General features: G+C 78.1%; 18 protein-coding genes, 1 tRNA gene and 1 riboswitch. Of the genes, 8 read left to right on the top strand and 11 right to left on the bottom strand.

The window, feature by feature from the left end; genetic code table 11:
- Positions 1–105: 105 nt before the first annotated feature.
- Positions 106–942: an SAM-dependent methyltransferase gene (locus LO771_RS14000; RefSeq protein ID WP_230652155.1), complete on the bottom strand. Its 837-nt coding sequence runs from the start codon at positions 940–942 to the stop codon at positions 106–108.
- Positions 943–1,184: 242 nt separating this feature from the next.
- Between LO771_RS14000 and LO771_RS13995 the strand changes: the two genes are divergently transcribed.
- The 5 genes from LO771_RS13995 to LO771_RS13975 all read left to right on the top strand — a co-directional run bounded on the left by LO771_RS13995 (position 1,185) and on the right by LO771_RS13975 (position 4,650).
- Complete coding sequence (locus tag LO771_RS13995; RefSeq protein WP_230652153.1) at positions 1,185–1,463, top strand: DUF6343 family protein; 279 nt, start codon at positions 1,185–1,187, stop codon at positions 1,461–1,463.
- A 154-nt stretch (positions 1,464–1,617) separates the two neighbouring features.
- Positions 1,618–2,331: a hypothetical protein gene (locus LO771_RS13990; protein ID WP_230652151.1), complete on the top strand. Its 714-nt coding sequence runs from the start codon at positions 1,618–1,620 to the stop codon at positions 2,329–2,331.
- Between the two features lie 29 nt (positions 2,332–2,360).
- A complete protein-coding gene (locus LO771_RS13985; protein WP_230652149.1) occupies positions 2,361–3,056 on the top strand; it encodes a dienelactone hydrolase family protein in 696 nt (231 codons plus the stop codon).
- A 64-nt stretch (positions 3,057–3,120) separates the two neighbouring features.
- Positions 3,121–3,960, top strand: coding sequence for a hypothetical protein (locus LO771_RS13980; protein WP_230652147.1), 840 nt, complete (start codon positions 3,121–3,123; stop codon positions 3,958–3,960).
- 63 nt (positions 3,961–4,023) lie between these two features.
- Complete coding sequence (locus LO771_RS13975) at positions 4,024–4,650, top strand: precorrin-8X methylmutase (protein ID WP_230652145.1); 627 nt, start codon at positions 4,024–4,026, stop codon at positions 4,648–4,650.
- Between the two features lie 109 nt (positions 4,651–4,759).
- Here the strand turns inward: LO771_RS13975 and LO771_RS13970 are convergent, their stop codons facing one another.
- Entirely contained in the window at positions 4,760–5,494 is a 735-nt protein-coding gene (locus LO771_RS13970; RefSeq protein WP_230652144.1) for a cobalt-precorrin-6A reductase, read from the bottom strand.
- A gap of 173 nt (positions 5,495–5,667) precedes the next feature.
- On the opposite strand from LO771_RS13970, the gene LO771_RS13965 reads away from it, so the two are divergent.
- On the top strand, positions 5,668–6,759 hold the full coding sequence (locus tag LO771_RS13965; protein ID WP_230652242.1) for a cobalt-precorrin-5B (C(1))-methyltransferase: 1,092 nt from the start codon (positions 5,668–5,670) through the stop codon (positions 6,757–6,759).
- A 53-nt stretch (positions 6,760–6,812) separates the two neighbouring features.
- Here the strand turns inward: LO771_RS13965 and LO771_RS13960 are convergent, their stop codons facing one another.
- From LO771_RS13960 to LO771_RS13935, 6 genes are all read right to left on the bottom strand, one after another.
- Positions 6,813–7,079: a GlsB/YeaQ/YmgE family stress response membrane protein gene (locus tag LO771_RS13960; protein ID WP_230652143.1), complete on the bottom strand. Its 267-nt coding sequence runs from the start codon at positions 7,077–7,079 to the stop codon at positions 6,813–6,815.
- Positions 7,080–7,157: 78 nt separating this feature from the next.
- Entirely contained in the window at positions 7,158–8,099 is a 942-nt protein-coding gene (locus LO771_RS13955) for a hypothetical protein (protein ID WP_230652141.1), read from the bottom strand.
- Between the two features lie 174 nt (positions 8,100–8,273).
- Complete coding sequence (locus tag LO771_RS13950) at positions 8,274–8,540, bottom strand: metal-sensitive transcriptional regulator (protein WP_230652139.1); 267 nt, start codon at positions 8,538–8,540, stop codon at positions 8,274–8,276.
- 265 nt (positions 8,541–8,805) lie between these two features.
- On the bottom strand, positions 8,806–9,198 hold the full coding sequence (locus LO771_RS13945; RefSeq protein WP_230652137.1) for a hypothetical protein: 393 nt from the start codon (positions 9,196–9,198) through the stop codon (positions 8,806–8,808).
- 82 nt (positions 9,199–9,280) lie between these two features.
- A complete protein-coding gene (locus LO771_RS13940; protein ID WP_304944807.1) occupies positions 9,281–10,033 on the bottom strand; it encodes a CbtA family protein in 753 nt (250 codons plus the stop codon).
- Positions 10,034–10,135: 102 nt separating this feature from the next.
- Positions 10,136–10,360: a CbtB-domain containing protein gene (locus LO771_RS13935; RefSeq protein WP_230652135.1), complete on the bottom strand. Its 225-nt coding sequence runs from the start codon at positions 10,358–10,360 to the stop codon at positions 10,136–10,138.
- Between the two features lie 59 nt (positions 10,361–10,419).
- A riboswitch (cobalamin riboswitch) is annotated at positions 10,420–10,512 on the bottom strand.
- A gap of 198 nt (positions 10,513–10,710) precedes the next feature.
- Here LO771_RS13935 and LO771_RS13930 point away from each other — a divergent pair.
- Together LO771_RS13930 and LO771_RS13925 are read left to right on the top strand one after the other, a co-directional pair.
- A complete protein-coding gene (locus tag LO771_RS13930; RefSeq protein WP_230652132.1) occupies positions 10,711–11,349 on the top strand; it encodes a histidine phosphatase family protein in 639 nt (212 codons plus the stop codon).
- A gap of 423 nt (positions 11,350–11,772) precedes the next feature.
- Positions 11,773–12,561, top strand: coding sequence for a hypothetical protein (locus tag LO771_RS13925; protein ID WP_230652130.1), 789 nt, complete (start codon positions 11,773–11,775; stop codon positions 12,559–12,561).
- Between the two features lie 115 nt (positions 12,562–12,676).
- On the opposite strand, the gene LO771_RS13920 is transcribed toward LO771_RS13925, so the two are convergent.
- From LO771_RS13920 to LO771_RS13910, 3 genes are all read right to left on the bottom strand, one after another.
- Positions 12,677–13,198: a hypothetical protein gene (locus tag LO771_RS13920; protein ID WP_230652128.1), complete on the bottom strand. Its 522-nt coding sequence runs from the start codon at positions 13,196–13,198 to the stop codon at positions 12,677–12,679.
- A 255-nt stretch (positions 13,199–13,453) separates the two neighbouring features.
- Positions 13,454–13,526, bottom strand: a tRNA-Lys gene (locus LO771_RS13915).
- Between the two features lie 132 nt (positions 13,527–13,658).
- Positions 13,659–16,685 (bottom strand): VCBS repeat-containing protein, encoded by a 3,027-nt coding sequence (locus tag LO771_RS13910; RefSeq protein ID WP_230652126.1) that lies wholly within the window; start codon positions 16,683–16,685, stop codon positions 13,659–13,661.
- Positions 16,686–16,777 lie beyond the last annotated feature (92 nt).

The raw sequence follows: 16,777 nt of genomic DNA, 5'->3' as shown, positions 1-16,777 counted from the left end.
AAACGGTTCACCGGGGAGGGCCGCGGCGGGGGCACCGCGGGGAGGGGCCGCCCGGGAAGGGACGCCCGGGGCCGGACGCCGGGGGCGGGACGCCGAGGGGCGGGGTCACCCGCGTTTGCGGGCCACCCCCGCCCAGTAGTAGGCGGCCGCGGGGTCGGCCGGCGGCTCGCCGTCCGGGCGCCAGCCCATGACGGGCACGACGCCGGGCTCGACCGGCTCCCAGTCGCCGAGGAACCGCGCCACCTCGTCGCGGGTGCGCGGCACCAGCGTCATCCCCCCCTGGGCGGCCATCGCGGCGACCCCGGCCATGGCCTCCGGGTCGAAGTCGGCGCCGGGGTGGGTGACCGCGACGTAGCTGCCGGGCGCCAGCGCGTCCATCAGCTCCCGGACCAGCCCCCACGGGTCCTCGGCGTCCTCCAGCAGCATCAGCACCGCGACCAGGGTCAGGCCGACGGGCCGGTCCAGGTCCAGGGTCCCGGCCAGCGCCGGGTCGGCGAGGATCCTGCCGGGCTCCCGCAGGTCGGCGTGGATGTAGGCGGTGCCGCCCTCCCGGCCGCCCGTCATCAGGGCCCGCGCGTGCGCCAGCACGATGGGGTCGTTGTCGACGTACACCACCCGGCTGTCGGGGGCGACGGCCTGCGCGACCTCGTGGGTGTTGCCCTCGGTGGGGATGCCGGTGCCGATGTCCAGGAACTGGCGGATGCCGCCCTCCGCCGCCAGGTGGCGCACCGCGCGGCCCAGGAACCGCCGGTTCTCGCGGGCCATGGCCCGGATGCCGGGGATCTGCTTCTCGAACATCTCGCCGAGCGCGCGGTCCGGCGCGAAGTTGGTCCTGCCGCCGAGCCAGTAGTCGTACATCCGCGCCGAGTGGGGCAGGTCGGTGCGCAGGTCGACCGGCTCCACCCCCGTCTGCGGACGCATCCAGTCAGCCGTTTCCACCATGCTCCCACCCCTGCCCTCGGCAGCCGACGACCCGTCAGTCCGCCATGCTAGGGCCGCACCGGCCGTCCGGCGCCCCGTACGGCGGAACGCCCGGGACGGCCCGGGGGCCCGCCCACCAGGGAAGCGGCGGGGACGGCACCGGACCGGCCCGACTGCGACCGCGCCCCGGGGGTAGGCGACCAGGCCGGACAGGAGCCGGTCCGCACGGAACGGCCCCTGCCGAGCCGGATCGAGGTGACGACATGGCCGGCCCCCGCCGCAGCGGCACCGAACCCCGCCACGCCCGCAGCGACCTGCCCCTGCGCCGCACCCTGTCGCTGGTCTTCGGCGCGCTCTTCGCCGTCGGCGCGGCGGCCTTCGCCCTCCTGGCCTGGCGGACCGTCCCCGGCGGCAGCGCCCCGAACCGCGACACCTACGTCTTCTTCGCGGCCCTGTGCGCGGCCTTCGCCGCCGTCGCGGCGGTCGACCTGGCCGTCGTCGCCCGGCGCATGTCCCGGGACCGGCCGCCGTACGGCCGGTGACGGGGGCCCGGCCCGGGACGGGACGGCCCGCGGCTGGACGGCCCGGGGCTGGACGGCCGGTGACGGTCCGGTCCGCGCCGCGGGGTGCGCGGCGGCCCTGCGGCGGTGCACCCTGAAGGGAGGAGCCGCACGACCCCCGGAGGACGTCTTGGCCATGCCCCTGCTGCGGATCCACGCCGACGCCTCCTGCCCGGACGCCCACCCCGCGGACGGCGGCACCGCCGGCCTCTGCGCCCTGCGGACGCTCGTCGTCGCCGACGTGCTGCTGCGCACCGCAGCCCTCGGGGGCCGGCAGACCGTCCTCGGACTGGCCCTGCCGGACCTGCCCGAGGAGCGGGTGAAGGAGCTGATGCGGGACGCCGCCCTGCTGAACGTCCACCCGCCGACCGTGCAGGTGGGCGTGCAGGACGTCACCGGCGCGCTCGGCGGACCGGCCGACGTGCACGTGGTCTGCCCCGGCGCCGTGCCGCACGCCGCCCCCGGGGCCGGCCGCATCGACGTCGGCCCGGTCACGGCGCCCCCCGGCGCCCTGGACGACCCCCCGGCCCTGCGGCTCGCCCTCCTGGGCCTGGCGCCCGGCGAACCGGCCGACCTCACCTCCGGCGACCTGGGGCGGGCCGCCGCCACGACCGCCCGGTGGCGGGCGCTGGTCGCCGCATGGGCGCGCGAGCCGTCCCGTCCGATGCACGCGGCGACCGTCCGTGAGGCGCGCGCCCGGTTCGCCGACGGCCTGGACACCCGGACCGCCCTCGCCCTGCTGCACCGGCTGGAGGAGGCGGAGGAGGTGCCGGCCGGGTCCCGGTTCGAGACCTTCGCCCACCTCGACCGGGTGCTGGCCCTGGAGCTGGCCCGCGACGTCGGGCGCTGACCGCACCACGCGCACCACCTGGAGGCACCGTGTCCGAGGAGCCGGTCCGCATCCCCCTCGACGGGTCGCACCTCGCCGGCGACCTCGTCCTCCCCGCGCGGCCGCACGGCCTGGTGCTCTTCGCCCACGGCAGCGGCAGCTCCCGCCACAGCCCGCGCAACCGGGCCGTGGCGGGGGTCCTGCAGCAGGCCGGCCTGGGGACGCTGCTGCTCGACCTGCTCACCGAGGAGGAGGAGCGGATCGACGCCGTGACGGCCGGGTACCGGTTCGACATCCCGCTGCTGTCGCAGCGGCTGGTCACGGCCGTGGACGCGGCCGCCGCCGCCCCGGCGACGGCCGGCCTGCCGCTGGGCCTGTTCGGCGCCAGCACCGGCGCGGCGGCCGCCCTGGAGGCGGCGGCGGAGCGGCCGGACCGGGTCCGGTCCGTGGTCTCCCGCGGCGGCCGACCGGACCTGGCGGGGCGGGCGCTGGGCCGGGTCCGGGCGCCCGTGCTGCTGCTGGTCGGCGGCCGGGACCACGAGGTGCTGCAACTGAACCGGGAGGCGGCCGCGCTGCTCACCGCGCCCCACGAGGTCGTCGTCGTCCCCGGCGCGACGCACCTCTTCGAGGAGCCCGGCACGCTGGAGGAGGTGGCGGCGGCCGCCGCCGACTGGTTCCTGCGGATGCCCGGCGGCACCGGCGCGGAGCCCTCCGGGGGCGGCGGCGCACCCCCCGGCCGCCCCTGACCGGGCCGCCTGGTAACCATACGGGGGCCGGTGACCCGCACCGGTCCCCCGCGAAGGAGCCGGCGTGGCCGCCAGACCGACCGTCCTGCACGTCACCGACCTGACCTACCCCGCCGCTGGCCGCCGCTACGGCGACGAGGACACCCTCCTCTCCGCCCGGCTGCGCGAGGAGTTCACCGTCGCCCTGTGCCACCCGGTCGACGCGGTGCGGCTGATGGACGGCTTCGACGCCGTCCTGGTCCGCAACAGCGGCCCGGTGCTGCACCACCGCGAGGCGTACGACGCGTTCCGCGCCCGGGCCGCCGCGCACGGCACCCGCGTCCTCAACCCGCTGCACGGCCGGGGCGACATGGCCGGCAAGGGCTACCTGGTGGAGCTGACCGCGGCCGGGTACCCGGTCATCCCCACCGCGGACCGCAGCGAGGACCTCGGCCGCCTGCCGCAGGCGGCCGCGTACGTCGTCAAGCCGGTGCAGGGCGCCGACTCCCTCGGCCTGCGGACCGTCCCCGCCGCCGGCCTCCCCGGCCTCGCCGGCCCCGTCGCGGACGGCGGGCTGCTGGTGCAGCCCCGGATCGACTTCCGGTACGAGGTGTCGTTCTACTTCGTCGACCGGGTCTTCCAGTACGCCCTGTACGCACCCCGGCCGGACCGCCGCTGGGAGCTGGAGCCCTACCGGGCGGACGCGGCCGACCTGGAGTTCGCGCAGCGCTTCGTCGACTGGAACACCCTCGACCACGGGATCCAGCGGGTGGACGCCTGCCGCACCCGCGACGGCGGGCTGCTCCTGGTCGAGCTGGAGGACCTCAACCCCTACCTCTCGCTGGACCTGGTGGACACGGGGACCCGGGACGCCTTCACCGCCGCCCTCGTGCGCTCCCTGCACTCCCTCCTCGACGCGGGCTGAGCCCCGCCCGGCACCCAGCACCCTGTACCCGTACCCCTGCCAGAGCCCACCGGGAGGACACCCGTGACCGCGTACGAGAAGGACGGTGCGGAGATCTACCGCCGGTCGTTCGCCACGATCCGCGCCGAGGCCGACCTCGCCGGCCTGCAGCCCGCCGAGGAGCGGGTCGCCGTCCGCATGATCCACGCCTGCGGCATGGTGGACCTGGTCCGGGACCTGGCGTTCGGCCCGGGGGCGGTCGCCCGCGGCCGGGCCGCGCTGCGGGCCGGCGCGCCGGTGCTGTGCGACGTGGCCATGGTCGCCCACGGCGTCACCCGCCGGCGGCTGCCCGCGGACAACGAGGTGGTGTGCACCCTCGGCGACCCGGCCGTGCCGGACCTGGCCCGCGAGCTGGGCACCACCCGCAGCGCCGCCGCCCTGGAGCTGTGGCGGGACCGGCTGGACGGCGCGGTGGTCGCCGTCGGCAACGCGCCCACGGCCCTCTTCCGGCTGCTGGAGCTGGTCGAGTCGGGCGCCGGGCGCCCGGCCCTGGTCATCGGCACGCCGGTGGGCTTCGTCGGGGCCGCGGAGTCCAAGCAGGCCCTGGCCGCCCACCCCGCGGCGCTGGACCACCTGGTGGTGCACGGCCGCCGCGGGGGCAGCGCGATGGCGGCGGCCGCGGTCAACGCGCTCGCCTCGGACGAGGAGTGACCGGAACGGGGTGACCGGAACGGGGGGCGGGCGGAGGCCACGGGCACGGACGCGGGGGCGGGGGCGGGAGCGGGAGCGGCGGGGCGCGGAGGACGGCGGGGCGGCGGTCTCACAGCCCCCGCAGCCAGCGCACCGCCCCCGCGACGTCCTCCGCGGCGGGCACCCCCGGCGGCAGCGGCGGCCGCCGCACCAGCAGCACGGGCAGACCCAGCTCGCGCGCGGCGGTGAGCTTGGCGGCGGTGGCCTCCCCGCCGCTGTCCTTGGTCACCACCGCGTCGATGCGGTGCCCTGCCAGCAGCTCCCGCTCCCCCTCCACGGTGAACGGCCCGCGGGCGAGCAGCACCCGGACGTGGGCGGGCGGCGGCGGGTCGGGCGGCTCCACCGACCGGGCCAGGAACCACACGCCGGACACCTCCGCGAAGGCCGCGGCCTCCCCCCTGCCCGTGGTCAGCAGGACCCGCCGGCCCAGGGACGGCACCAGCCGCGCCGCCTGCGCCACCGACCCGGCCCAGTGCCAGGCGTCGCCGGGTCCGGCCACCCACCCGGGGCGCCGGAGGACCAGCAGGGGAACATGGACGGCGGCGGCCGCCACGGCCGCGTTGGCGGTGACGGTCCGGGCGAAGGGATGTGTGGCGTCGATGACCGCGTCCACCCGCTGCTCCAGCAGCCAGGCGGCGAGCCCCTCCGGGCCGCCGAAGCCGCCGGTGCGCACCAGCCCGGCGGGGAGCCGGGGCTCCGCCGTGCGGCCGGCCAGCGAGCTGACCACGTCCACCGCGGGGTCGGCGGCCAGCACGTCCGCCAGTCGGCGGCCCTCCGCCGTGCCGCCCAGGACCAGCACCCTCACCGCACACCCCCGCGGCCCGCACGGCCGCGGCCGCCGGGACCGCCGCAGGGGCACCCGTGGCTGAGCGGCGGGGCGACGGCGGCAGCGGCAGCGGCAGCGGCGCACGGGACGGATCGGGCGGCGGGGGCGGCGCACGGGACGGATCGGGCGGCGGGGGCGGTCGCGCCGGGCAGCTGCGCAGCAGCGGCCTGCGGCACGGCTGGACCACCGGCACCTGCGCGACCGCCGCGGCCACGGCCGCGTACACCGCCCTGCTGACCGGGGACTTCCCGGACCCGGTGGCCGTCGTCCTGCCCGGCGGGCAGCGGCCGTCCTTCGCCCTCGCCGCGGAGGAGCTGGCGGAGGGCCGGGCCATGGCGGGCGTCGTCAAGGACGCCGGGGACGACCCGGACGTCACCCACGGCGCCCTGGTCCGCGCCACCGTCCGCCCGGCCGCGCCCGGCTCCGGGGTGGTCTTCCGCGCCGGGCCCGGCGTGGGCACCGTCACCCGGCCCGGCCTGCCGCTGCCCGTCGGCGAACCCGCCGTCAACCCCGTGCCCCGGCGGATGGTGCGCGACGCCGTCGCGGCCGTCGCCGCCCGGCACGGCGGCAGCGGCGACGTGGAGGTCGAGCTCTCCGTCGACCACGGGGAGGAGATCGCCCGTTCCACGTGGAACCCCCGCCTCGGCATCCTCGGCGGGCTGTCGATCCTCGGCACGACCGGCATCGTGGTGCCGTACTCCTGCTCCGCCTGGATCGACTCGATCCGGCGCGGCGTCGACGTGGCCCGCGCCGCCGGGCGCACCCACGTCGCGGCCTGCACCGGCGCCACCTCCGAGCGGGCCGCCGTCGAGGCGTACGGGCTGCCCGAGGACGCGCTGCTGGACATGGGCGACTTCGCGGGCGCCGTCCTCAAGTACCTGCGCCGCCACCCCGTGCCGCGGCTCACGGTGGCGGGCGGCTTCGCCAAGCTGTCCAAGCTGGCCGCGGGCCACCTCGACCTGCACTCGGGCCGCTCCCGGGTCGACCACGCCCTCCTCGCGCGGCTCGCCCGCGAGGGCGGCGCCGGCGACGCCCTGGTGGAGGCCGTGGCCTCGGCCGGGACCGCGCTGGAGGCGGTCCGGCTCTGCGCGGCGGACGGCGTGCCGCTGGGCGGCCTGGTCGCCGCGGCGGCCCGCGGCGCCGCCCTGGAGGTGCTGCGCGGCGCGCCGGTCGCGGTGGACGTGCTCTGCGTCGACCGGGCGGGCGCGGTCGTCGGCCGCGCGGAGGCCGCCGGGCCGCGCTGAGGCCCGGGCGCCCGGCCGGGGCCGGGCCGCACCGGGCCCCCGCCGGCCCGGGGTCAGTCGCGGGAGTTGCCGAAGAGGATCCGGTACGCGACCAGCAGCACCAGGGAGCCGGCGATCGCCGCGCCCCAGGTGGCCAGGTCGAAGAAGTGGTTGCCGATCGTCCGGTGGAGCAGCTTGGCCGAGAGCCAGCCGCCGACGAACGCCCCGGCGATCCCGATCAGGGTCGTGACGATCAGGCCGCCGGGGTCGCGCCCCGGCAGGAGGATCTTGGCGATGGCCCCGGCGACCAGGCCGAGGACGATCCAGGCGACGATTCCCATGCTGGTGCCCTGCCTCTCGGATGCCGCGCGGACGGCGCACGGTCACCGGTGGGGACGCGGCCGGGGCCCCCGGCGGTTTCACCGGCGGAACCCCCGGTCGGGGTCGCGCGGCTCCTCGCCCTCGAAGGACGTGAACCAGGCGGGCGCGCGCAGGTCGCCGAGGCCGAGCTCGCGGTTGGCCTCCGACTCGGGGTCCTCGATGCCGTCCGCGCCGGGGTCCTCCAGCAGCAGGACCCCGCCGTCCTGGAGGAACGCCTCCCGGCACGCCTCCCAGTCGTAGTCGTAGGGGTGGGCGGGCAGCTCCTCCATCAGCTCCGCGATGTGGTCGGGCTCGTCCTCCAGCGCCGCCGCGGCGTCGTCCAGGGCCAGGTGCAGGGCCATCTCCTCGGCGGGGCAGCGGGGCTGCGGCCAGCGGCCGTCGGCGAGGTCGCCCGCGAGGTCGTCGAAGGCGCGGGCCATGGAGCGCCGCCACGGGACGTCCTGCCGCCAGGTCAGCCGGGGCAGCCGCCCCAGCAGGGCCCACTCGTGCTCCTCGCCGGGCTCCACGGGCGCGCCGCCGTACTCCTCCACGTCGTCGTAGCCCGCGTCGGAGAGCGCGGAGAGCTGCTCGTGGAGCAGGCACGCGGTGCGCGGGGTGAGCAGCCAGCCGCCGGCCCCGGCGTCGGGGGGCAGGTCGAGGGGGAAGACCTCGGCGAAGTCGGGCTCGAAGGAGTCGCCGGGCGCGGTGGTGAGGGCGCCGCCCAGCAGCTCCACGCCGGGGACGCCCTCCAGCAGCTGCTCGGGGTCGAGCAGGACGTTGAGGGCGCCCTGCGGGCCCTCGTCGACCTCGGCCGCCATGCCGGCGCGCTGGCGCTCGGGATCGGCGCCCTCGAAGCCGATGCCGGCCACCGCGCGGTGGCCGGCCGCCCGCAGTGCCGGCCAGTCGGTGACGCGGATCCGGAGGGTGACGACGGCCTCGATCTCCTGGCCCGCCGCGTCGTCCGGTCCGCCCCCGGTGGTCTGTGCGTCGTGATCGCCCATGGGGCCACAGTAGGGAGTCGGCGGCACCGGAGGCCGCCGCACCCGCCGCCGCGGCGGCCGCGGCTCCGTCCGGCCCGGCCGCCGGCGCCCGCGCGACGCCGTCTGCGCCCCTCCGGACGGCGGGCGGTCCGCGGCTCGGGGCCGGGGGGCCGGAGCGGCCGGGGACCGGGCGGATCAGGCCAGGGCCAGGAAGAGCTTCTCCAGCTCCTGCTCCGTCATGGGCGGCGCGTCGCCGTCGGCGGCGGCCATGCACTGCCGCATGCCACTGGCCACGATCTTGAACCCGGCCCGGTCCAGCGCCCGCGAGACGGCGGCGAGTTGGGTGACCACGTCCTTGCAGTCCCGGCCCGCCTCGATCATGGCGATCACCCCGGCCAACTGGCCCTGGGCGCGGCGCAGCCGGTTGAGGACCGCACCCGTCGCCTCCTCGTCCACCTGCATCGACGCCCTCTCCTTCACCTCGGCGGTCCGGCCCGCGGGCCGTGCCGTGCCGTGCGGCCGGTGCGCGTCCGCCCGCACCGCGGGACCGGCGGGCATACCCGGGCCGGTATCGTCCCGCCGGGTCAACGGCCGGGGCCGCACGGCCATTCCCGCGCCCCGGCGGCCGGGCAGCCCCCGCAGGCCCCGGCGGGCCACGGCGCGGCCCGGCCGCCGGACGGCGCGGCCCGGCCGCCGGACGGCGCGGCGGACGGCCGGGCCGCCCCGGTCAGTGCTCGGAGTAGCTGAGGTCGCCGATGGTCCAGCTGCTCACGTCGGCGATGGCGACCCGGTACATGCCGCCGGTCTCCGGGAGCCCGAGGCTGCCCTGGAGGATCCTCGCCACGTGGAAGTACAGGTGCGTCGGGCGGCCGCCGCCGCCGTCACCGGCGCCGGTCCCGTCGCCCGCGGCCGTCGCCGAGGGGACGAACACCCCCGCGAACCCCTTGAGGTGCTCCGAGGCGCCCAGCACCTCCGCCACCCGCTGCTTCCACACGGCTTCCGGGGCGAGCTTCCCGGTGATGACGGCTCCGGGGACGACCACGGTCAGGGGCATCTGATTGCTGTGCTCCGACTCCACCTTGGCGGCGAGGTCGATGAGCAGGCCATCGGGGTTCGACATGTCCCCAGATTAGTGCGCGCCGCCGCTCCCCGGGCGGGGCCGGGTCCACCCGGTGTCCCGGGCCCGGGGAGCGGCGCCGGCGTCACCGCACGGAGGCGGCCGGGTGCGGGGGCGGCGTCCGCGCGGCGGCCGGGGCGGGGCCCGGCCGCAGCACCCGCTCGGCCAGCTCCCCGAAGAGCAGGCCGAAGGCGGTCCACAGGGCGGCCTGCACGGCGAGCGCGGCGAGGCGGAACCGCCACAGCAGCGTCGCCGGGAAGTCCGCCGGCACCTCGTCCACCCCCGGCAGGAGGGCGTAGGCCAGCCCGACCGCGAGGACGAGGGCGCCGGCCGCCGCCACGGAGGCGTACCAGGCGCCGAACCGCGGCACGAGGGCGCGGCCGAGGACCGCCGCGGCGGACGCGAGCAGCACGCCCAGCAGCATCATCAGGAAGTACAGGGCCGTCCGCGTCCCGATGGTGTCGGGATCGCCGACCGACGGCGGGTTCGCCGGGTACTTCAGGAACGGCACCAGGTACAGGCCGGCCAGGGCGGCGAGCGACACCAGCGCCGCGGTCGCCCGGGGGGCGAGGCGGCCGGTGCGGCCGAGGGCGAAGCAGAAGGCCAGCGCCGCGACGCCGCCCACGGCGGTCCCGAAGAGCAGGACCCCCGTGGCCAGGCCGCCGGTCGACTGCAGCGTCCGGCTGAAGAGCTCCTCGCCGTGCCCGTGCGCGTGGGACTCCTCGAAGGCGACGGCCGCCTCCACCCGGGGCTCCCCGAGCAGGTACGACACGGCGAGCGCGACCACGCCGGCGGCGAGGCCCGCCAGCATGCCGCGCACCAGCAGGGCCCGGACCAGTGCCGACCCGGCGGGTGCCGGGCGGGACGGCGGGGGCGGCGGGGGGACGGGGGCGGCGGGCGGGCGCCCGCCGGATGCGGGCTTCACGGGTGCGTCCCCCGCTCAGTGGCAGGGGAAGCCGAGCAGGTGGCGGGCGTCGTGCACCCACTCGTGCACCGCCTCGCCGGAGACGAGCGACGTGGCGCCCTGCTCGGCGCCGACGAAGTACAGCACCACCAGCGCCACGACGGCGAGGAAGGCCGCCCACGGCAGGATCTCGCGGACGGACAGGGGTGCCGCGACGGGGCGGACGGGGGGAAGGGCAGCCGGAACGGCGGTCTCTGCCATGGCAGGGCCTCCTCTGGGAACACGCGTCCCACTCGATGGAGCACGGACGACGGCGCCGGGTCTGACTTACCGTCAACCGCATCCCCCCGAGGGAGGGCTGCGCCTGCGCGGCATACAGTGGCGCGACCGTGCCGGACTCTCACCGGGCTTCCGTCACGCCGTCGTCATGGTGCGACGACCGTACCGTGAACGGGCAGTCGGGCCAAGGGCGCCTTTCGGGCATCCGGACCGGCGGCGGCCCCGGACGGGCCGGTTGCGCCCGGCGCCCCAGTCCGGGCGATCCGCCGTCAGCACGGGTCCGGCGGCCCCGGCAGCGAGTCCCCCGCGGGGCCCGGACAGGAGGAGGACCGATGACCGTGCGGGTGTCCCTGGTCGCCCCGGCGGGCTGCGCCGCGCTGCGCGAGGCACGGTTCGGCGACGGGAGCGGACCGGACGGCAGCGGCGGCGGCGGCCTGGACGCCGGCGGCCTGCGGCGGGCGCGGGCGGCGGCCGGGCGGGCTCCCCGCGGCGCCCTGGTCCTCGCCTCCCCGTCGGCGCGCTGCCGGGAGACGGCGGCGGCCCTCGGCCTGCGCGCCGCCCCCGAGGACGCGCTGCGCGGGTGCGACCCGGGCCGCTGGCGGGGACTGCGGCTGGACGAGGTCGCGGCGGCCGAGCCCGCTGCGGTCGCCGCCTGGCTGGCGGACCCCGCGGCCGCGCCGCACGGCGGCGAGTCCCTGCTCGGCCTGCTCGCCCGGGTCGGCGCCTGGCTGGACGGCCTGGCGGAGGGAGGACCGGCCCGCGTCGTCGCGGTCGCCGAACCGGACGTGGTGCGCGCCGCCGCCGTCCACGCCCTCGGCGCCCCGCCCCGCACCTTCTGGCGCCTGGACGTGGCCCCCCTCACCGCCACCGCCCTCAGCGGCCGCGCCGGCCGCTGGAACCTCCGCCCCGGCGCCCCGCTCGCCCCGGACGTCCTCCCCGCCGGGGAGGACGGCGGCGAAGCCGCCCGCTGACCCCGTCCGGGAGCGCGGGACCCGTGGGGAGCCCGGGGTGACGGACCGGGCGGCTCCTCCACCGGTACGGGCCGCCGGACCGCGGTACGGTCCGCCGACAGGCCGTCGGACCACCCGGCGGCCCATCGGCCTGGCGCAGCCCCGCGGATCCGCCGGTCCCGCGGATCCGCCGGTCCCGGGGAACCGCGGGACGGGCGCGGCGAGCAGCCCCGCCGCGTTGCCGGCGCGAGGACGCCGCCGCCCGCTGCGGGGCCCTGCCGCCGCGGCCGACCTCCGGATGAGCGGCCAAACCCTGTGCGGTCAAGGGGAGTTGGCCGCCCACGGCTCACGGCTGCCGACGGGTCCGGACTGAGCACCGGCCCCGGGCGAAGGTGAGTACGGGTACTCAGGTGGGGCGATGATCACTGGTCCGATGATTCACCCATGCGATCGACCTTCCTCACGAAGTCCCTGCTGGCCGCGACCCTCGGCTGCGCCGCCCTCTCCGCCTGCGGCAGCACGGCCCCCGCCGCCGCCGGCGCCGGCCACGCCTCCGCGGCCCCCGCCGCCGCCCACGCCCCGGCCGCCCGGCAGGAGGCTCCGCCTGCCGCCGGCGACCCGCAGATGCGCTTCCTCGACCTGGTCAACCGCACGATGCAGGACTGCGCCTCCCGGACGCTCGGGGACAAGGGCGACGCCTCCGCGCCCCAGGGCCTGCCGGTCCGGAACCCGGGCGACGCCGCGCCGCGGCCCGAGGACCTGCCCGGCTGGGAGGGCCCGCAGACCCCGCGATACGGGCCGGGCCAGACCCCGCCCGGCACCCCCGACGCCCACGGCGACATCGCCGTCCCGCTCCCCGCCGACGCCCCCGAGCCGCCCGCGCCGACCGCCACCGCCCCCCGCACCGGCGCGCTCCGCGAGGTCCCGCTGAGCGAGATCGAGGCGTGCGAGGGCACCGCCCACGCCGACCGCATCACCGCCGCCCTCCGCGGCACCGCGGTCACCGGCTACGACGCGCTGCAGGCCGAGCTGACCGGCCTGGACTACCCCGCCGAGCGCATCCACCGCATGCCGCAGCGCCTCGGCGAGCCCCGCGCCCGCATCGACCTGCGCTTCATGGGCGGCAACCTCGCCCTGGAGGTCACCGCCACCCGCGACGGCGCCTTCGTGGAGCCCTTCGGCGCCCCGGAGACCGAGGACGTCCGGGTCGCCGACGTCCGGCGCGCGTCGTAGTCAGGCGCGCGTCGTGGTCCGGCGCGCGTCGTGGTCCGGCGCACGGCACCCCTGCCCGGCACGACGGGCCGCCGGCCCGTCCTCCGCCGTGCCGGGCGGGAGGAACCCGGACGCGTCAGTGCTGGAGCCAGACCTTGGCGACGACGAGGACCAGCCCCAGGAGCAGGTTGACGACACCGGCGGACACGACCTGCCACCAGGCCGCGCCGGCCCGGAGCACTGCGGCACTGGCCCACAGGACCTGCTGCACCACCGCGGCGCCCAGCCCCAGCCATGCCGCGCCCCTGAAGCCCAGTCCCAGCAGCGGGCTGGACGCGATCAGGGCGGCCGGCAGGAAGGCCGCCTGGACGATCGGCCACTCGCGCGTGCAGATGCGGCGGACATCGGCCCGGCTGACAGGCTGTTCGCGCAACCGCTCGCCCACGAAGCCCGCGTAGACGTGCGCGGCCCAGAACACCACACCGGTGCAGAGGAGCAGCAGGGCCAGCTCCAGGCGCGGATACGGACCCGGCGTCCCGGCTCCGGCCACCACCGAGGCGGCGAGCAGTGAACCGTAGACCGCCCCCGCATAGTTGACCCGTCCGGGGCCCGGCAGCCGCCGCGCGTCCGCACCACCCGCCGAAGTACCCCGTGCCACCCGTTCAGCATCCTCGCGTCCGCCGCACGCCGCATCCGCAGCACCGCGGTCCCGGGCCGTACCGGCGTCGCGGAGCCCCGGGTGCGGTCCGCCCCGTCAGCCCGCCCCGGGCGGGGTGGAGGGGGGACGTGCCCGATGCCTCACGGAGGCCGCGGTGGGCGGACCCCGGCCCGCCGCGGGCCGGCGAAGCACAAACGGAGGCCCTCGCGGTCTCCGCGGGGGCCTCCGTCGTGTTCCGGTGCAGGTCGGGCGGGGTGGGCCGCCAGGGGCTCGAACCCTGAACCTACGGATTAAAAGTCCGCAGCTCTGCCAATTGAGCTAGCGGCCCGCCGGCAGTGCGCCGGTGAACGCGGCTGCTGCCGAGTGAAGCGTACCCGGAGATCCCCGGGTGTCCGCCACCGCATTGAGGGGGTGTCCCGCCGGGGGCCTCAAGGCTCCGGCCCCCGGCGGGACGGCGGGCTCAGTACAGGCCGCTGTAGCCCTGCCAGCCGGTGGCGATCCGGGTGCCGCCCGCGTACGAGCCGTTGCCCCTGCCGTTCCAGCGGACCACGTTGCCGCGGGTGTCCCGGCCCACGAGGTCGGCCTTCCCGTCGCCGGTGAGGTCTCCGACGCCGGCCAGGGCGTTGTAGGAGTTGAAGCCGGAACCGAGCCGGACGCGGGCGCTCCAGCCGCCCGCGCCGTTGCCGAACCACCGCCAGAGGACCCCGGCCCGGTCCCGGCCGAGCAGGTCGCCGACGCCGTCGCCGTTCAGGTCGCCGGCCCCCACCAGCAGCGTGTAGCCGGACAGGCCGGAGCCGGCCCTGCGCCGCGGGTCGAGCCGGCCGGTGCTGTTCGCCGGGTACATCCACAGCACGCCGTACCGGTCACGCGCCAGGAGGTCCGGGCGTCCGTCACCGGTCAGGTCGCCGGGCGAGAGGAGCCGGTCGTACCGGCCCCAGCCCTCCTCGTCGAGCACCGCGAGGGACGGGCGGACCGTGCCGCCGCAGGTGCCGTAGGCGATCTCCAGAGTGCCCCGGAAGCGGAGCAGCACGTCGTTGCAGCGGTCGTCGTCCAGGTCGCCGATCGGCACGACGGCGCTCAGGAGCGGCATGTGCGTGGCGGCGATCCGCCGGGCGGCGCCGACGCCGCCGGTGCCGGTGGCCGGACGGTAGCCGACGTCCCCGGCGGAGTTGGAGACGAGGACGTCGCCGAGCGCGGAGGAGCCGTAGTCGTGGTCGGCGGGGGCGCCGCCGCTCACGCGCACCGTGCCGGAGGCGGTGGCCTCCGGTCCGGTGCCGTCGGCGGGGGTGAAGGCCACCGACCAGGCGTAGGTGCCGTCGGCGACCCGGGCATCGGTGCTGCCCCGCCCGCTCCAGTAGATCTCGACCCGGCCCGCGGCGGGACGGCCGGAGGCGGTCCGCACGACGCGCCCGGTCCGCGGGTCCCGCACCTCGAGCCGCCAGCCGGGGGTCGGACGGGTGAGCCACCAGGTGCTGTGCCAGCTCTCGCCCGAGCGCAGGTCGATCGCGGCGGCGCCCTCCCGGCGGTCGGCCACGGCCAGGGGCGAGGCGGGCACGCCGCTGGCCTGCACGTGAACGGCGTCCTGGGCGTCGACGTAGGCGATGCGGCCGCCGTTGCGGTCCACGGCCCAGCCGTCGCCGGGGTCCGCGTCGCGGGCGGTGCCGACCGGACGGGACACGGGGGCGTCCCCCCGCACGTCGGTGAGGGTCAGCAGGCCGCCGGCGTCGGCGCGGACGGTGAAGCCGTCGCCGAGCACGGTGCGGCCGCCCGCGGGGACCGGGGTGGTGCGGTGGGCCGCGGTGTCCAGCACTCCGGCCTGCTCGGCTCCGCACGCCCAGTACACCCAGCGGCCGGTCGCCTGGAGTTCGGTGGGGGTACAGGAGGCGCCCAGCGCGATCGGGGCGGCCGCCCTGCCGGTGGCGATGTCGGTCACGGACACCGTGCCCGGCGCGGCCCCGGGCTGCAGCAGCGCGGTGCCGTGCAGGGCGCCGACCGGTCCGGTGCCGGTGCGCACGACGTGGCGCGAGTCGGTGTCGACGACCTCCACGAGCGCGCCGCCCCCGGCCTGCCGCACCCGGTGGAGGACGTGGCGGCCGTCCGCGTCGACGACCTCGGAGGGGCCCTGTCCGGCGCCGCCGAGCGTGTCGTCGGGCTGCTCGGCCCGTTGCCCGGTCTCCAGGAAGTGCGGGCAGTCCGCACCCAGCCAGCAGTCGGCGTAGCGCGCACCGGCGGCGGTCGTGAAGGGTGCGGCCACCGTGATGTCGCCCGCCGCTCCGATCTGCCGGCTGGTCAGCGACGCCGCCCGGCCGCTCGGGGGCAGGGTCAGCGCCGTCAGCCAGCCCTGGGCCGTCGAGAGGCCGCGGACGAGGGTGCGGTTCGGCGTGGGGGTGTACACCCGGTGGAGCACCGGGACGCCCGAGGCGTCCGGCTCGACACGCTGGACGCCCCAGTCGGGGCTCGCCGCGGCGTCGGCACCGGAACCGCCGACGAGCAGCGCACCGCCGTCGGGCAGGGGGACGCCCTGGGCGGTGGAGGTCGTGAGCAGGGGCCGCTCCTCGCCGTCCGTGAGGTGGATCGCGACGGTGCGGAAGACGGGGGTGTCGGTGGCGGGACCCGTTCCGGGGGTGTCGGCGGAGGCCTCCCACCGGGCGGCCAGCAGCCAGTCGCCGACCAGGCCGACGGGCCGGACGGCGGCCTGCCGGGGCAGCGGGTAGGTGCGCTCCGGGGTGTCGAGGGCGTCGTAGCGGTACAGCAGGAAGCGGCCGTCGGCGGTCCACACGCCCACGTGGTCGCTGTCGCGGACGAAGGGGGCGTCGTCGACGGTGTGCTGTTCGAGCAGCGGGCGGGCCGTGTGGTCGGCGAGGGTGACGTACGACCGGTGGGAGGCGCCGGAGGTGTCGGTCGTGGTCACCGCGAAGCCGCGGGGGCCCGTCCACAGGAAGGAGTTGAACGTGCGTATGCGGGCGGGCAGGCCGCCGACCTGCTCCCGGTCGACGGTGCCGTCCGTGCGCGGGGTCAGCAGGTGGAGGGTCTGGGTCCCGTCGGCGGCCGTGCCCGAGGCCACGACGGTGGAACCCGCGGTCGTCCGGTAGGTCGTGCCCGTCGGCACGGGGACCATTGCGACGGCTCCGGTGGCCATGTCCTGGAGGACGGCCGTGGTCATCCCCGGGTTGCGGGGGGACGCCACGACGTCGGGGCCGCCCGTCCAGGTCCCCGACGCCTGCGTCGGCGGGGCGGCGACCCTGCGGGTCGCGCCGTCGTAGGAGGTCCAGAGGAGGCCGAGGGCCTGCTGGGTGTGGAGGAAGCCCGTCGTGCCGCCCAGGGAGGGCGTGTCGGTCTGGACGCCGGGCAGGGTCCCGGCGGGGATCACCGCCTCCTGGGGGGACACCGCCCCCCGGGGGACGGGCGCGGCTGCGGCCGACGGCACGGCGGCGAGCGGGGACAGGGTCAGGGCGAGGACGGTGAAGGCGGCGGCGGGCCTGCGCAAGGACGGCTCCTGGAGCACGGGAGTGCGGTGGGGGCGGTGGAGCACGGCGACAGGGCGGCCTCGCAGCGGCGGACGGCGCCTCATGATCACGT

This window comes from Streptacidiphilus sp. ASG 303 (assembly GCF_020991365.1).
In the GTDB taxonomy this organism is placed as follows: Bacteria; Actinomycetota; Actinomycetes; order Streptomycetales; family Streptomycetaceae; genus Peterkaempfera.
The sequence above is the reverse complement of the archived record's forward strand: the minus strand, read 5'-3'. Positions and strand labels throughout refer to the sequence as shown.

What these genes read in the sequence shown, in the direction of transcription:
- LO771_RS14000 (WP_230652155.1), bottom strand. Translation starts at nt 942, where the DNA reads ATGGTGGAAACGGCTGACTGGATGCGTCCGCAGACGGGGGTGGAGCCG.
- LO771_RS13995 (WP_230652153.1), top strand. Translation starts at nt 1,185, where the DNA reads ATGGCCGGCCCCCGCCGCAGCGGCACCGAACCCCGCCACGCCCGCAGC.
- LO771_RS13990 (WP_230652151.1), top strand. Translation starts at nt 1,618, where the DNA reads ATGCCCCTGCTGCGGATCCACGCCGACGCCTCCTGCCCGGACGCCCAC.
- LO771_RS13960 (WP_230652143.1), bottom strand. Translation starts at nt 7,079, where the DNA reads ATGGGAATCGTCGCCTGGATCGTCCTCGGCCTGGTCGCCGGGGCCATC.
- LO771_RS13955 (WP_230652141.1), bottom strand. Translation starts at nt 8,099, where the DNA reads ATGGGCGATCACGACGCACAGACCACCGGGGGCGGACCGGACGACGCG.
- LO771_RS13950 (WP_230652139.1), bottom strand. Translation starts at nt 8,540, where the DNA reads ATGCAGGTGGACGAGGAGGCGACGGGTGCGGTCCTCAACCGGCTGCGC.
- LO771_RS13945 (WP_230652137.1), bottom strand. Translation starts at nt 9,198, where the DNA reads ATGTCGAACCCCGATGGCCTGCTCATCGACCTCGCCGCCAAGGTGGAG.
- LO771_RS13935 (WP_230652135.1), bottom strand. Translation starts at nt 10,360, where the DNA reads ATGGCAGAGACCGCCGTTCCGGCTGCCCTTCCCCCCGTCCGCCCCGTC.
- LO771_RS13930 (WP_230652132.1), top strand. Translation starts at nt 10,711, where the DNA reads ATGACCGTGCGGGTGTCCCTGGTCGCCCCGGCGGGCTGCGCCGCGCTG.
- LO771_RS13925 (WP_230652130.1), top strand. Translation starts at nt 11,773, where the DNA reads ATGCGATCGACCTTCCTCACGAAGTCCCTGCTGGCCGCGACCCTCGGC.